Annotated in this window: 13 protein-coding genes and 1 pseudogene; 6 read left to right on the forward strand and 8 right to left on the reverse strand. The window is 60.0% G+C overall.

What is annotated here, in order from left to right; translation table 11 throughout:
• Positions 1 to 23: 23 nt before the first annotated feature.
• From flhA to WDO70_06525, 5 genes are all read left to right on the forward strand, one after another.
• The gene (flhA, locus tag WDO70_06505) at positions 24 to 2069 is read left to right on the forward strand and encodes a flagellar biosynthesis protein FlhA (protein ID MEJ0062847.1); all 2046 of its coding nucleotides are present in this window, start codon (positions 24 to 26) and stop codon (positions 2067 to 2069) included.
• Between the two features lie 7 nt (positions 2070 to 2076).
• Complete coding sequence (locus tag WDO70_06510; protein MEJ0062848.1) at positions 2077 to 3057, forward strand: GTPase; 981 nt, start codon at positions 2077 to 2079, stop codon at positions 3055 to 3057.
• A gap of 12 nt (positions 3058 to 3069) precedes the next feature.
• Complete coding sequence (locus tag WDO70_06515) at positions 3070 to 3858, forward strand: MinD/ParA family protein (GenBank protein ID MEJ0062849.1); 789 nt, start codon at positions 3070 to 3072, stop codon at positions 3856 to 3858.
• Between the two features lie 69 nt (positions 3859 to 3927).
• Positions 3928 to 4806, forward strand: coding sequence for a transporter substrate-binding domain-containing protein (locus WDO70_06520; protein ID MEJ0062850.1), 879 nt, complete (start codon positions 3928 to 3930; stop codon positions 4804 to 4806).
• Between the two features lie 91 nt (positions 4807 to 4897).
• Entirely contained in the window at positions 4898 to 6409 is a 1512-nt protein-coding gene (locus tag WDO70_06525; protein ID MEJ0062851.1) for a hypothetical protein, read from the forward strand.
• Positions 6410 to 6411: 2 nt separating this feature from the next.
• Here WDO70_06525 and WDO70_06530 read toward each other — a convergent pair whose 3' ends face one another.
• Both WDO70_06530 and fliI read right to left on the reverse strand, forming a co-directional pair.
• Positions 6412 to 6843, reverse strand: coding sequence for a flagellar FliJ family protein (locus WDO70_06530; GenBank protein ID MEJ0062852.1), 432 nt, complete (start codon positions 6841 to 6843; stop codon positions 6412 to 6414).
• Positions 6834 to 8168: a flagellar protein export ATPase FliI gene (gene fliI / locus WDO70_06535; protein MEJ0062853.1), complete on the reverse strand. Its 1335-nt coding sequence runs from the start codon at positions 8166 to 8168 to the stop codon at positions 6834 to 6836. Before fliI ends, WDO70_06530 begins: the two co-directional genes overlap by 10 nt.
• A 178-nt stretch (positions 8169 to 8346) precedes the next feature.
• On the opposite strand from fliI, the gene WDO70_06540 reads away from it, so the two are divergent.
• A complete protein-coding gene (locus WDO70_06540; protein ID MEJ0062854.1) occupies positions 8347 to 9078 on the forward strand; it encodes a response regulator transcription factor in 732 nt (243 codons plus the stop codon).
• Between the two features lie 28 nt (positions 9079 to 9106).
• On the opposite strand, the gene WDO70_06545 is transcribed toward WDO70_06540, so the two are convergent.
• From WDO70_06545 to WDO70_06570, 6 genes and pseudogenes are all read right to left on the reverse strand, one after another.
• Positions 9107 to 9628: a hypothetical protein gene (locus WDO70_06545; GenBank protein MEJ0062855.1), complete on the reverse strand. Its 522-nt coding sequence runs from the start codon at positions 9626 to 9628 to the stop codon at positions 9107 to 9109.
• 131 nt (positions 9629 to 9759) lie between these two features.
• The gene (locus WDO70_06550; GenBank protein MEJ0062856.1) at positions 9760 to 10593 is read right to left on the reverse strand and encodes a protein-glutamate O-methyltransferase; all 834 of its coding nucleotides are present in this window, start codon (positions 10591 to 10593) and stop codon (positions 9760 to 9762) included.
• Complete coding sequence (locus WDO70_06555; protein ID MEJ0062857.1) at positions 10590 to 11711, reverse strand: chemotaxis response regulator protein-glutamate methylesterase; 1122 nt, start codon at positions 11709 to 11711, stop codon at positions 10590 to 10592. The genes WDO70_06550 and WDO70_06555 overlap by 4 nt, the downstream gene beginning before the upstream one ends.
• A gap of 107 nt (positions 11712 to 11818) precedes the next feature.
• Positions 11819 to 12196 (reverse strand): response regulator, encoded by a 378-nt coding sequence (locus WDO70_06560; protein MEJ0062858.1) that lies wholly within the window; start codon positions 12194 to 12196, stop codon positions 11819 to 11821.
• Positions 12197 to 12211: 15 nt separating this feature from the next.
• Complete coding sequence (locus WDO70_06565) at positions 12212 to 12712, reverse strand: chemotaxis protein CheW (GenBank protein ID MEJ0062859.1); 501 nt, start codon at positions 12710 to 12712, stop codon at positions 12212 to 12214.
• A pseudogene (locus WDO70_06570) lies at positions 12709 to 15349 on the reverse strand (hybrid sensor histidine kinase/response regulator). Before WDO70_06570 ends, WDO70_06565 begins: the two are co-directional and overlap by 4 nt.
• Positions 15350 to 15501 lie beyond the last annotated feature (152 nt).

Here is a 15501-nt window from a genome sequence, read left to right on the forward strand (position 1 = left end):
GCGGCGCGAATGACAATGTAAGCATGTGGCGTCGCGGCGAAGTATGGCTGGCGATAGCGCTCATCACCATTTTAAGCGTCCTGATGGTGCCGCTGCCGCCCGTGCTGGTGGATTTCGGCCTTGCTATCTCCATCACTTTCGCCGTCATCATCCTGATGATCGTTCTGTTTATCACCAAACCGCTCGATTTCAGCTCTTTTCCGACCGTCCTGCTGATCGCCACGCTGCTTAGGCTGTCTCTCAACCTGGGCACGACGCGCCTGGTTCTCTCTCACGGCAATGAAGGCACGGAAGCGGCGGGACAGGTCGTCAGCGCCTTCGCCAATTTCGTCATGGGCGGCGATTTCATCATCGGCGTCATCGTGTTCGCCATCATCACCATCGTGAACTTCGTCGTCATCACCAAGGGTTCGGGACGCATCGCCGAAGTCGCGGCGCGCTTCACTCTCGACGCGATGCCCGGCAAGCAAATGGCGATCGACGCCGATCTGTCCTCCGGCCTCATCGACGAAGCCACGGCGCGCGCAAGGCGCAAGGAGCTTGAAGACGAGAGCAGCTTCTTCGGCTCGATGGACGGCGCGGCGAAATTCGTGCGCGGCGACGCGGTCGCGGGCCTGATCATCACCTTCATCAACGGCATCGGCGGCATCGCCATCGGCGCCATCCGCCACGACATGAAAGTTCTGGAAGCGGCGGATACCTATGTCCGCCTCACGGTCGGCGACGGCCTCGTTACGCAAATTCCCGCGCTGCTCGTTTCCGTCGCCGCCGGTATGCTGGTCTCGAAGGCCGGCCAGACGGGCTCGACCGACAAGGCGCTGTTTACCCAGCTCGGCGGCTATCCGGTCGCGCTCGGCCTGGCCTCCGGGATGCTTGCCATTCTGGCCGTGGTTCCGGGAATGCCCATATTTCCCTTCATGCTGCTCGCCGGCATTTCCGGATACGGCGCTTATTATGGCGGCAAGAAACAGCGCGATACCGCCACCGCCAAGATCAAAGCCGACGCCGATAAAATCAAGGCCATACCCGTGGCCGAGGAGCCGATCACCAAGTCCCTGGCCATCGACATCGTGCGGCTCGAACTCGGCTATTCGCTGCTGGCGCTTATCAACAGCGACCAGGGGCATAAGCTGACCGAACAGATCAAGGGACTGCGCAGGCAATTGGCCAGCGATATGGGATTCATCATGCCCGCCGTGCGCATCCAGGATAATCTGCAATTGCCGCCGAACAGCTATGTCATCCGCTTTAAGGAAATCGAGGCGGGACGCGGCGAATTGCGGCCCGGCATGCTACTGGTCATGGACCCGCGCGGCGACGCCATCGCCCTGCCCGGCGAAATGACGACCGAGCCGGTCTTCGGGCTGCCCGCGATGTGGATCGATCAAACCTATCGCGAGGAGGCGCTGTTCAAAGGCTATTCGGCGGTCGATCCGCCGACCGTCATCACCACGCATCTGACCGAACTGGTCAAGGACAACATGTCGGAAATGCTGTCCTACGCCGAGACGCAGAAGCTTCTCGACGAGCTCGGCAAGGAACAGCAGAAACTGGTCGCCGACGTCATTCCCGCCCAGATCACCGTGACGGGGCTGCAGCGCGTGCTGCAAGGACTCCTCGCCGAGCGCATTTCGGTCCGCGATCTTTCGACCATCCTCGAAGGCATCGCCGAGGCCGCCAACGCGACGCGCAATCTGACCATGATCGGCGAGCATGTGCGGATGCGCCTCGCCCGGCAAATCTCCGACCAGCATGCCAATGAGATGGGTTACATCCCCCTTCTCACTCTGTCGCCGGAATGGGAGCGGGATTATATTGAAGCCTTGGTCGGGCAGGGCGACGAAAGGCAACTCGCGCTAGCCCCCAGCAAATTGCAGCAATTCATCCGCAGCGTCCGGGAAACCTATGATAGATTCGCGGCGATGGGCGAGCAGCCCGTCCTGCTGACCAGTCCGGCCATTCGCCCTTATGTGCGCTCGATCATCGAACGCTTCCGTTCCAACACGGTCGTGATGTCGCAGAACGAGATCCACCCGAAGGCCAAGATCAAGACATTGGGACAGATTTAGGTAGCGCATGCGTCTGAAATCCTTCCACGGCCCGACTATTGCCGACGCCATGCGCCAGGCGCGCCAGGCGCTGGGCGACGACGCCATTATCGTGGCGACGCGGGAAGACGACATGGGCGGCGTGCGCGTCACGGCCGCTCTCGACGACGCGCCCGCCATGCCGTCCGCCAAGCCCGCCGCGGAATCTCAAGATATTATCGAGCCGATCACCGACGCGCTGTACCGCCACGGCGTCCATGCCGCGCTGGCCGAAAAACTTATCTCCAGCGCGATCAATTTCGCCGAAGAAGACGCGGTGATCGCCCTGGCCGCCGGATTCGACGCGCATATGAAGTTCAGGCCGCTTGACGATGTCCCGGCCAGGCCGCTGGTGCTGGTGGGACCGCCGGGCGCGGGCAAGACCTTGGCCATCGCGAAACTGGCGACCGAAGCGAAGATGAAGAAACGCCCGGTGACGGTCATTACCACCGATCTTTCGCGCGCCGGGGGAATCGAGCAGCTGGCAGCTTTCACCAACCTGCTCAAAGTGAGACTGCTGGAAATCGAGGAGCCGCAAGCGGTGCGCGACACGATGATCGAGCTTTCCGCCGGCAGCACGGTCTTGATCGATACCGCCGGACGCAATCCCTATGACGAGAGCGAACGGCACGAATTCCTGCAAATGATCGGCGATGCGGTCTGCGATATCGCGCTGGTGCTGCCCTGCGGCTATGACAGCGAAGACGGCACCGCGCTCGCCAAGGCATTCCGCAGCCTCGGCGCGGCGCGCCTGCTGCTCACGCGCGGCGATGTGGCGCGCCGGCTCGGCACCATGCTCAATATCGCGCATGAAAGCGGGCTGCCGCTCGCCAATATCAGCCGCTCGCCCAAAGTCGCGGAGCCGCTCGCGCCGCTCAACCCCATTATCGTGGCGCAAACGCTGCTGACGCCGTTGCAGCGCGATGAAACCGCGCGTCCCCTTCTGCCGCAAACCGGCACTCATGCGTAAAGAGAGGTTCCGATGACCGATCCTATCCCCCTGAACGCCGGAGCGCCCGCCGCGCTGCGCGTGCCGAACCTTTACGCCGTCGCCAGCGGCAAGGGCGGCGTCGGCAAGACCTGGTTCTCGATCAGCCTGTGCCACGCGCTCGCCGCTCGCGGCAAAAAAGTTTTGCTGTTCGACGGCGATCTCGGCCTCGCCAATATCGATATCCAGCTCGGCCTCACCCCCGCGCAAGACCTCGGCGCTGTCATCGACGGCAGGGTCACGCTGGCGGGCGCGATCACGCCCTATGCCGAAGGGAAATTCGACGTGCTGGCGGGCCGCTCCGGCTCCGGCAATCTTGCCTCGCTGCCGACGCAGAAACTGAACGATTTGCGCGCCGATCTCATCGCGCTCGCCAGGAATTACGATCATGTGGTGGTCGATCTTGGCGCGGGCGTCGACCGTTCGGTGCGATATATGGCCGGGCCCGCCGCGATCGGATTCGTCGTCGTCAATGACGAGCCGACGTCGCTCACGGATGCCTATGCCTTCATCAAGCTGGTGCGCGCCGCCAACCCGCAAGCCGACCTTCGGATCACGGTCAATATGGCCGCGAACCAGGCCGATGGGACGAGAACCTACGAAACCATCAAGAAAGCCTGCGAAAACTTCCTGCATTACGCGCCGCCGCTCGCGGGCATCATCCGTCGCGATAACAAGGTGCGCGAGGCCATCCGCGCCCAGACCTCCATATTCGTGCGTTCGCCCGAAGCCGAAGCGGCGACCGATGTGACCGCTCTGGTCAATCAGGCGTTCGGGAAGTAAAATGCCCGTCTTGCAATAGACTTGCCTATTGTCTTACTTATTCAAAGACTTCCGCAGAAAGGTTCGGACATGAAGAATATCGTCATAACCGCAATCGTTGCCGCCATTGTTTCGCTTGCAGTTAGTTTTTATCATCCCGGCACCGAACCTGCCGCGCCATCATCCCCGGCAGCCAAATTAACCGCCTATGAACGTGTATTGAAAACCGGCGTTCTGCGTTGCGCTTACGCATCTTATGAACCGATGCTGATCATCGACCCGAACACGCGCCAATTCTCCGGCATATTCTATGATCTGCTCAATGAGATCAGCAGCCGCCTGAATCTCAAAGTCGAATGGGTGGAGGAAGTCGGTTATGGCAACATCAATGCCGGTTTCGTTACCGGACGCTATGACGCCTTTTGCGCCGGACTATGGCCATCGGGAAACCGGGCAAGAAACACCGTTTTCTCACTGCCCCTTTTCTATGATCCAATCAGCGTATGGGTACGGGGCGATGATGCGCGCTTTGACGGCAATGTTTCGGCTCTCAACGATCCGGCCTACAAAATTGCCGTCACCGACGGCGACGCGACCGTTACAATGGCAAACGCCATGTTCCCGCAAGCGGGGAGGATCAATATGACACAAAATAATTCCATCGCCGACGAGATCAACCAGGTTACCACGGGCAAAGCTGACGCTATGTTCAGGGACTATTTGCTGGCAGCCAGCTATCTTGCGAGCAATCCAGGGAAGCTCAAGGACATATCGCCGGAAGCGCCATTATTGAACTATCCGCTTACGATCGGCTTCAACGACCATGAGCTTGAGCTTAAGAAAATGATCGATACGGTTATCAGCGAAATCAGCAGCGACGGCACTGTTGCCCGCATCGTCAAGAAACATCTCGGCGATAAATCCAACATGCTGTTCCAAACAAAGACCACCTATGAATCGTTTCAATGACGCTGGAATTATCCTTGAAGCGATGAATACGAGACGGAGCAATAATGCCGTTTAAATGGGCCGGACTCTAATGGCAGACGCAATCCCACCGGTGCCAATCACCCCCCCGACGGCGCAGCCCGTTCCGGCGGCCATTCCTCCCGCGCTGCCGGTGCAGATCATCGACCTGCCCGCGCCGTTGCAGACACTGGCCCAGCCGGCGGTTCTGGAAGGGCAGTTGCAGCTGGTGGCGCGCAACACCATGGCGCTGGATACGCCTCTCGGCCTCATTTCATTCAGTCTGCCCTCGCTGCGCGCCAATCCGCAGATGGCGCAATTGCTGATATCTTATATCAGCGACGGCGCGCCGCTCCAACTGCAGCTCAACCCGGCAAGCGGCGGCCCGACCGCCAATCTGCTATTTCAGCCGGTAACCGCCGCAGCGGCGGGTCAATCTCCGGCAGCGCAAGGCGCGATGCGCGGCAGCATCGAGGGCACGACCTTGCAAGCGGTGGTTCTGCCCGCAAATCCTTCTGCCAATCCGGCCAGGCCAAATCCATCTTCCTCCATGCCGTCGGTCATGAACGACATCAAGGACAGCATGCTGCGCCAGGCGGTAAAACTCAGCCAGCAATTCCTGCAGGCCGTGACCGGCAACCAGGCGGACGCGCCGAAACCGCCGGGCGGCGCTCAAACTTCTGCCGCGCCCGTGCAGAATTCCGGGCCGACTCTGCCGCAGCTTAATCAGGGACAATTGCTGAACCTGAAGATTCAGCATGTCGTTCAGCCCCGGCAGCCTCTGCCGGAATTGGCCGAAGGCGAATTCGCCGCCGTCGTCGGCAGCAGTCCTCTGGGACAGCCCATAGCCACCGCCGGAAATACCTCCATCCTGCTGAAAACCAATGCCGCCTTGACGCCCGGCAGCACGCTGATCCTGAAACTCATGTCCGGCCGCGAGGACGCGCCCATCGCCGATCCCGCGGCGCAATCATGGCCCGCGCTCCGGCAATTGCTGGCGCAAGGTTTCGATCCGGTCGCGCAGCAGAATTTCCTCAGCCAGCGCATGCCGCAAATGAACCAGGCCCTGCCGGGCGCGATGCTGTTTCTGATGTCGGCGCTGAATCAGGGCGAATTGCGGCAATGGCTTGGCGACAAAACCATCGGGGCGCTGGAAAAGGCGGGCAAGAAGGCACTGCTCGACGAACTCCAGAATGAATTGCGCCGAGGCGCGGAAACCACGACCGACCCGACGGTAGGAAACTGGCGGGTTTATCATCTGCCGTGGCAGGACCAAGGGCAGCTTACGCAAATGCATATCTATGTGCATCACAATGACGAGCGGCAGCAGGACCAGCAGGAGAAAGACGAGAAACAAACGCGCTTCGTCATCGACGTGACTTTCACCCGGCTCGGCGTGCTTCAACTCGATGGATTCGTCCAGCAGAAAAAGTTCGATCTAATGCTGCGCAGCGAGCAGCCGCTGGAGCAGACGCTGCGCCATGAGCTTCAGGCCGCGTTCGCCAACACGCTCAGTGCGACAGGCTATACGGGCACGCTGCTGTTTCAGCAAGGTTCGCAGAACTGGCTGCGGCTGGGAAGGCAAGGAACGGGGCTACGAGTTTAGGTTTACTCCTCCCGCTTCCTCCGCTGGTGCCCCTGCGCGGCGGTTTCGTCGAGTTCCATTTGTTCCTGGCGGTTTTCCTCGGCGAGCGCGGCGGCTTCGCGCTGCTCGCTGATGATCTCGTAGCGTTTTTGCGCCTCGAACAGTTCCGCCAGCTTCTCGCGGGCTTTTTCGACTTCTTCGACCGCCTGCTGTTTCGCCGCCATCAAGCGTTCCAGCCTCGCCTTGACCGTCATGATGAACAGCGAGAATGTCTGCCGCGCGACCGGCTCGGCGTCGCGCACGACGCCCTCCTCCCTCGCCTGCGCGACGGTCAGTTCCACGATCTCATGATCGATGCGGTCGAGAATGTTTTGCAAATCCGTCAGCATCCGCCGTTGTTCGTCCACCAGCGATTTTTGCAGCTTGATGAGCGTGCCGAGGGTCTTCATGGCCATTGCAGATTAAAAATCTTCGCCAGCCCGGCATAACCGGAGGCCAGGTCGGCGCGCTCGTCGATTCGCTGGTGAATGAATTCTTCAAGCTGCGGATAAACGTCGATGGCGGCGTCGGTGTCGGTGTCCGAGCCGCGGCGGTAAGCGCCGAGGCGGATGAGCTCCGCCATGTTCTCGTAATTCGCCAGGCTACGCCGCGCCCGGTTCACGATCTGGTTTTCCGCCGCGCTGTTGCAGTTCGGCATGGTGCGCGAGATGCTGCGCAGCACATTGATGGCGGGATAGCGCCCACGTTCAGCAATGGCGCGGTCGAGAACGATATGCCCGTCCAGAATGCCGCGCACCGCGTCGGCAATCGGCTCGTTATGATCGTCGCCGTCGACCAGCACGGTGAACAGGCCGGTGATCGACCCCTGCCCCGTCGTGCCCGGCCCGGCGCGCTCCAGCAGCTTCGGCAGTTCGGCGAACACGGTAGGCGGATAGCCTTTGGTGGTCGGCGGCTCGCCCGCCGACAGGCCGATTTCCCGCTGCGACATGGCAAAGCGCGTCACGCTGTCCATCAGGCACAGCACGGATTTTCCCCGATCGCGGAAATATTCCGAGACCGCGAGCGTCATATAGGCCGCCTGCCGCCTGAGCAGCGCGGCTTCATCGGACGTCGCGACGATCACCACGCTGCGCGCCAGGCCTTCCACGCCGAGATCGTCATGGATGAATTCCTGAACCTCGCGTCCGCGCTCGCCGATCAGGCCGATGACGGAAATATCGGCGGACGTATAACGGGCGATCATCGACAGCAAACTGGATTTTCCGACGCCCGACCCGGCGAAAATTCCCATGCGCTGGCCCTGGCAGCAGGTCAGGAACGTGTTGAGCGCGCGCACGCCGAGGTCGAGCTTGCCGCCCACCCGCTGCCGCGCATTGGCGGGCGGCGGGGTGTTGCGGATCGGCATGGCGATCTGCCCCTGAGGCAGCGGCCCCTTGCCGTCGATAGGCTCGCCCAGCGCGTTGATGACGCGCCCCAGCCATGCATCGGTCGGTGAAATCGTCGGCTGGCTTTCCGCCACTTCGGTTTTGCAGCCGAGGCCGATGCCATCAATCGTGCCGAAGGGGAGCAGCAGCACCCGGTCATCGCGGAAGCCGACCACTTCGGCCAGCACGCGGCGTCCGCCGCGCGCGCTGATCACGCAGCGCCCGCCGACGGCGACGTAATGCTCAAGCCCCGCAGCTTCGATCAAAAGACCCTGCACGGCGGCAACGCGGCCATAGACTCGGTGAGTCGGAATGGTTTCCAGACGGGCAATCAGGCGTTGGGCTTCGGTAATCATAAAAGATTCAGTTCCATGGCTAAGGCACTGAATTCTGCGACTAAAATGGTTACCAAATCATCATCATTTCCGGAAATGTTAACGGTCTTTAGAATTTGTTAATCTTTTTCGTTAATTTTATAATTGATTAATACTGACAGCGTGAGTTTAATTTCTTTAATCAGATACGAGGCATGTCATGCGCGTTCTACTCGTTGAAGACGATACCTCTGTCGCCAAGAGCATCGAACTGATGCTCCAGGCCGAAGGCTTCATTGTCGATATTACCGATCTCGGCGAAGACGGCCTCGAAATCGGCAAGATCTACGATTACGACATCATCATCCTCGACCTCATGCTGCCTGACATCGACGGCTATGAAGTCTTGCGCCGGCTGCGCTCGGCGCGGGTATCGACGCCGATTCTGATTTTATCGGGCCTTACCGAACTCGACAACAAGATCAAAGGCCTTGGCGTCGGCGCGGACGATTACCTCACCAAGCCGTTCGACCGGCGCGAACTGGTGGCGCGCATCCACGCCATCATCCGCCGCAGCAAGGGGCATTCCGACAGCGTCATCCGCACCGGCCGCCTGACGGTCAATCTCGACACCCGCACGGTGGAAGTCGATAGCGCGCCGCTGCATCTCACCGGCAAGGAATATGGCATCCTCGAACTGCTGTCGCTGCGCAAGGGCACGACGCTGACCAAGGAAATGTTCCTGAACCACCTTTATGGCGGCATGGACGAGCCTGAGCTCAAGATCATCGACGTCTTCGTCTGCAAGCTGCGCAAGAAGCTCGCGACCGCCACCAGCGGCGACAACTACATCGAAACGGTCTGGGGACGCGGCTATGTGCTGCGCGATCCGGCCAGCGCCGAAGCCGCCAAGCCGGGCGCGGCCAAAGCGGCGGGCGCGGCGACGGCTTAGACGGACTGCTCCGAAGCCGAAATGCGGTTTATTGCGCAGTAAGCTGCAACAGGCTTTCCGTGACCCGCGACAGTGCGAGAGGCCGACGCGAATTCTGGAGTCCTTTGTCGATAGCTTTCTCCAGCGACTGACACCAATTCGGCCATGTCCTTGCCGCAACTTCCTTCGCAACGGTTCGCATGGCCTTCGCAAAATCGGGACGGTGCTCGACAATCACTCTCGCCGTATTCAGCGCCACCATGCATGAGTCTTTCTGCATACCTGAGGCGGCCCCCATTGCAACGCCTACCGCCATTTCGTTATCCAGAAGATCGGGCCGCGCCTCGGCGATCACATCCAGAGTCCGATACGCTGCCTGCCGCACGCTGGGAGTGTTTCCCCTGTTAGCGGTGTCCACGATCCTCTCGGTCAACGCAGGATCACCAAGTTCGGGATGTGTAGGAAGAGCCCCCCTATATGCCTCAAGAAACGCCTTATAATCCGCATTACTATTGCTCGCGGCTTCGTAGGCGGCGGCAATGAACGATGGTACAAGATTGGCCTGCGTCATAACCATTCTCCTTGATGTTATTTGGGATCAAAAAACCGCTATGACTATAGCCACGCGCATCGTCGGGCCGCAAGCGTCGCAGCCGGTTTTATTTATGGTTAATGGGGATGATAAGCAGAACGGCGGGGCTTTTACTTATAATGATCCGCGGCCAGCTTCTGCGGCACATAAAGCCCGCGATGGGTATCGAGCGGCTTGAACTTCTCGCTGACGCCCAGCACCGTCTCGGCGCCGCCGAGATAGAGCGCACCGTCAGTCTGTATGACATTACCGATCGCGTCGAGGACTTTGGCCTTGGTCGGCTGGTCGAAATAAATCAGAACATTGCGGCAGAAAATCACATCAAACGTGCCGATAGGGCCGAAATCCTGCAGCAGGTTCAGTTCCCTGAAACTTACCATGTCGCGCAGATTCTGGTTGATCTGCCACTTATCGCTCTGCTGCGTGAAGTGCTTCACGAGATGCGTAACCGGCAAGCCGCGCTGCACCTCGAATTGACTATAGATGCCGCTCTTGGCGCGCTCGACCATTTCCGCCGAAAGATCGGTGCCGATGATCTCGATCTTCCAGCCGTTCAGTTTAGGCGCCATGTCCGCCAGGACCATGGCGATCGAATAAGCTTCCTGGCCGCTCGACGAGGCCGCCGACCAGATGCGGATATTCCTGCGCGCCGTTCGCGTTTCGAGCAGTTTCGGCAGCACGACCTGTTTCAACTGGTCGAACGGTCTCTGATCGCGGAAAAAGGAGGATTCGTTCGTGGTCATCGCCTCGGTAACGTCGCGCCACATCGTTTCGTCGCGCTTCATGCGCAGCGCGGTCGCAAGATCGTCCAGGCCCTTCAGATTCCATTTGCGCGCCACCGGCATCAGGCGCGATTCAAGCAGATAAGCCTTGTCGCGGCTCAGCACCAGGCCGGAGCGCTGCTTCAAGGTCGAGGCGAAGAAATCGAAATCTTCCGGTTTCATGTTGCCCCCACGATCTTGCGCACGCACCTGCCGATATCTCCCACCGGAAGAACGGCCGAGCAAATCCCGGCATGAGCCGCCGCGCCCGGCATGCCCCAGACAACGCTGGTAGCCTCATCCTGGGCGATGACGGCCCCGCCTGCTTCGACGACTTTCGTTCCGCCCAGGCAGCCATCCTGACCCATGCCGGTCAAAATCACGACCAATATTCTCTGCCCGTAAACCGCCACGGCGGAACGCAGCATCGGATCGACGGCAGGGCGGCAAAAGTTTTCGGGCGGATCGCGATTGATGGTCAAAATGGTCTTTCCGGAACGATTCTGAACCAGCATATGATAATCGCCCGGCGCGACATAATAAATTCCGGCCTCGCAGGCCATGCCGTCCTGGGCTTCGACGCAGGTCACGCCGCATTCCTTGGCAATGCTTTGCGCCATGATCGTCGTAAAATTCGGCGGCATATGCTGCGTGATGATAACCGGCTGCGATATCGTACCGATATCCTTGATGACGCGCATGAGGGCCTGAGGCCCTCCGGTGGAGCTGCCTATCGCCACGATATGCGGACGCTGAAGCGGCATCGGGCGCAGATTGATCTTGCCCCTCGCTTCCGGCGGAGGTCTGACAGGAAGGCTCGCGACTTTTGCGATGGGGGCCGGCGCCGATACGGCTACCTGCGGCTTAGGGGGCAGAGTCGCGGGATCGGCGCGCCGGACGCCCGCCTTTCTGGCGGCGATGGCAAGCGCCAGGACTTTCTCGATCAATTCGTCCTTGAAATCGCGCGCCGTCGTCAGCTCCCGCGTCGAGCTTGGCTTCGGCATATAATCGGTCGCGCCGAGCTCAAGCGCCTTCATGCTGATGGCCGCATTTTTCAAGCTGAGCGTGGAAGCCACGATAACTTTGACCGCCGGATCGATCGCCAGAAGTTTTGGCAAGGCCGTCAGCCCGTCCATGACCGGCATTTCGATATCGAGAATGATAACATCGACAGGCGTAACCTCGAGGGTCTTGACCGCTATCTCGCCATTGGCGGCGGAGGCCGCGACCTGCATCAAAGGATGCCCATCGACGGCGCGCGCGATCAATCCCCGCACCACCGCGGAATCGTCCACGATCATGACTCTGTAACATCCCGAGCCAGAAGCATTCGCGGAATTATCGGAACGGGTCTTCTGCCCGTCCGTTTTGGCTATGGTGTGAAGAGGGTCTGTCATCGCGCCTGACTTCAGTTCAATTTGTCGATGAGGCCAAGCTGCTGCAGCTTGCCGCCGATAATTCCGCTGTCGAAGGGTTTCATGATATATTCGTTGGCGCCGGCGGCCAGCGCTTCCTGAATATGCTTCAGATCATTCTCGGTCGTGCAGAACACGACGATGGGGTTCTGCCCGTTCGGCAATTTCCTCAAGGCGCGGCTGAATTCTATGCCGTTCATGTTCGGCATGTTCCAATCCAGAAGGACAAGATCGGGAAGTTTCTTGATGCATTCGTCCAGGGCGACCTTGCCGTCCTCCGCTTCGGTGCAGGCAAAGCCGAGATCCTCCAGGATCTTGCGCGCCACCTTTCTGACCACGCGGCTGTCATCGACAATCAAACATGTTTTCATTGCGTGGCTCCTGCGTTAAACGGCGTCATCGGTATTCACGAAATCCAGCAGCCTGGCAACATCCAGCACGACCAGAAGACTTTGCTGCAGCCGGTAGATCCCCAGCGCCACTTCGCGCCAGCGTTTATCGAGCGTCGGCGGATTAGGCTCGAAATCGGCATTGGACAGGCTCATGACCTCACCGACCTGATCGATGAGCAGGCTGTATAATTCGCCGTGATGATCGACGACGATGCTCATGCGTTCCAGCTTCGCGTCGAGCTGTGGCAGGCCAAGGCGGCTACGCACGTCGATCACGGTCACGATCCGGCCGCGCAGATTGAGCGAACCGGCGATTTCCGGCGGCGTGAGCGGAATGCGCGTGATTTTTTGCGGGCTCAGGACATCGTTGACCTGCAGCACCGGAATGCCGAACATCTGGTCGGCGATCTTCATCGTGACAAGATCGCTCGACTCCCCGGCATTCGCCAGAGGACGGGCGGCATTGGCCGCGGCGGGAAGATTTGCCGTGCTCATGCGCGCGCCTCCACTCTCGGCGACAACGTATGTTCGAGCGCATGGAGCAGCCCGTCGCGGTCGAACTTCGCCACGTAATCCGTAAACCCGGCCTGGCGGCCGCGCTCCAGATCGCGCGCGGTGGGCGTGGGCGGACAGCGCGATCATCGGCAACCCTTGCCACGGGCCGCTTTTGCGCACTTCGACCGCGAAGTCGAAGCCGTTCATGCCCGGCATTTCGATGTCGCTGACGATCACGTCGAACTCATGGCCGTCTTCCTGCATCCGCAAGGCCTGGGCCGGGTTTTCGGCCGTGGTCACCTGATATCCCGCCACATTGAGCAGCGGCACGAGCAGATTGCGGAAGAACGGGCTGTCATCAACCAGAAGAATGCGGTTATGCCGCTCGCCGCCGAAACCGGCGTCTTCGGCGCTGCCGAACCAGTCATTGAAAGCCTGCGTCAGATAATATCCCGTATCGACGACCTCGGTGGCTTTGCCCGCGATAATGGCGCTGCCCAGCAAGCCGGGCTTGTCGGTAGAGATTTCTACATGCAGCCTGTCGTCGACGATATCGACGATCTCGTCGACAAGAATGCCCATCGAATGATCGCCGTCGGAAAACACCAGCACCGGCTGGTTGCCTTCGCGGCGAATTTCGTGGCTGGGATCCATGGTCATCAGCGGCATCAGTTTTCCGCGATACTGCACCATGGGGTGGCGAGCGGAAAACTCAACCTGATCCATCATCACATCCTCGAGCCGGGCGACGAGCGCGAGCGGCACCGCCTTAGGCGCGCCCTGCCCGGCGGTAAACAACAGCAGGTCCTGCCGATCCTCCCGCTGCGCGGTTTCCGTATGGGCTTCCTGCTGCCGCAGGGTATCGGTGCCCTTGATCTCGCCGGCGGCCTGGACGATGCCGTTGAGATCGAGAATCATGATGACGCTGCCGTCGCCGAGAATGGTATTGCCGGAGAACATGGTAATGTTCCGCAAGATCGGCGAGACCGGCTTGACGACGATTTCTTCGGTATCGAACACGCGATCGACCATGACGCCGAAAACCGTCTGTCCCACTTGGGCCACCACGATGAAGCAATCGCCTTCCGCCTCGGTTTCACCGCCGATCTTCAGCAATTTGCGCAAGGAAACGAGGGGCAGCAGACGATTGCGAAGCCGCAGCACGGGCGTATCGTTGATGCGCTCGATCTTGTTCTCGCTGATGGCTGAGGTGCGGACCAGCTCGACCACGGTGATCTGCGGCACGGCGAAACGCTGGCCGGCGCATTCGACGATAAGCGCGGAAACAATCGCGAGAGTCAGTGGAATCTTGATGAGGAATCGGGAGCCCTTGCCGAATTCGGAATGCATGTTGACCGTGCCGCCGATTTTTTCGATGTTGGTCATCACCACGTCCATGCCGACGCCCCGGCCCGAAACGCTGGTGACGGCGGCGGCGGTCGAGAAGCCCGGCTTGAAAATGAACTGCATGATCTGCTGATCCGACATGCTTGCAAGCTCGGCCTCGGTGGCAAGGTTGTTCTGCAGCGCCTTGGCCTTGATCTTGTCGATGGCGAGGCCGCGTCCGTCGTCGGAAATCTCGATGATGATATGGCCGCCTTCATGATAGGCGTTCAGCGTCACCCTGCCGGTCTCGGGCTTGCCCGCCTTGAGCCGGTCGGCGGGAACCTCAATGCCGTGATCGGCGGAGTTGCGCACCATATGCGTGAGCGGGTCTTTGATGAATTCAAGCACCTGCCGGTCGAGTTCGGTTTCGGCGCCAATCATCTGCAAGTCGATCTTCTTGTTAAGCTCGACCGATAAATCGCGAATGATGCGCGGCAGCTTCGACCAGGCATTGCCGATCGGCTGCATCCGGGTTTTCATCACCCCTTCCTGCAATTCCGATGTCACATGGTTGAGACGCTGCAACGGCACGCTGAATTCGCTTTCCTTCTGATGCCGCAATATCTGCAAAAGCTGGTTGCGGGTCAGCACCAGTTCGCTGACCATCGTCATCAGATTTTCGAGCAGCTCGACATTGACGCGGATCGACTGGTTCGCGACGGCGGATTCTTTGTGGCCGTGATCGTCGCCACTCGCCGCGGGTTTTGCTGCCGCGGCGGCAGGCGGAGGAGCGGCAGGTTTCTCTTCTGCTTTCGTCTCCTGGATTTCTTGAACGGCAGGCGAAGGAGCTTGCGCGGGCGCGGGAACAGGTTGGGCGAATTCCACGCTCTCGAAAACCGGCATCGGCACTTCAATGGCCGGCGTAGCCCCCGCCGCGCCCTCCGACATCGCGTTCAAATCGGCAATCAGGGCGGCATCGGTGCCGTCCGGTTCCTTTTCAGTGGCCTCCAGTTCGCCCAATAAATATTTGATCGCGTCCATCGACCGGAGAATAAGCGAAACCGCGTGCGGCGAGACGAGCAATTCGCCGTCGCGGAATTTCCCCAATACGTTTTCGGCGGCGTGGGCGACTTTTTCCAGGCGCGGCAAACCGAGAAATCCGCATGTCCCCTTGATCGTGTGCACCAGCCGGAAGATGCTGCTCAACAACTGCGGATTGTTGGGATTCTGCTCCAACTGCACCAGTTCGACATCGATCTGCCCCATGCTCTCGGCAGTCTCGGTCAAAAATTCGCGTAGCAGATCATCCATATATTGCCTCGACGACAAAACCCCGGCGAACGCAGGCCGGAGAATGCGAGATTAAAGAAGAAGCGCAGCAGCGACGCCGCCGCGTCTTCTACCGCGAACGAACAGAAGCATCATGGTTAGGAATGTTTAATAAGGGATTACCGCACGACGGG

The sequence above is a fragment of the Alphaproteobacteria bacterium genome (assembly GCA_037200005.1).
In the GTDB taxonomy this organism is placed as follows: domain Bacteria; phylum Pseudomonadota; class Alphaproteobacteria; order UBA9219; family RFNS01; genus JBBCGY01.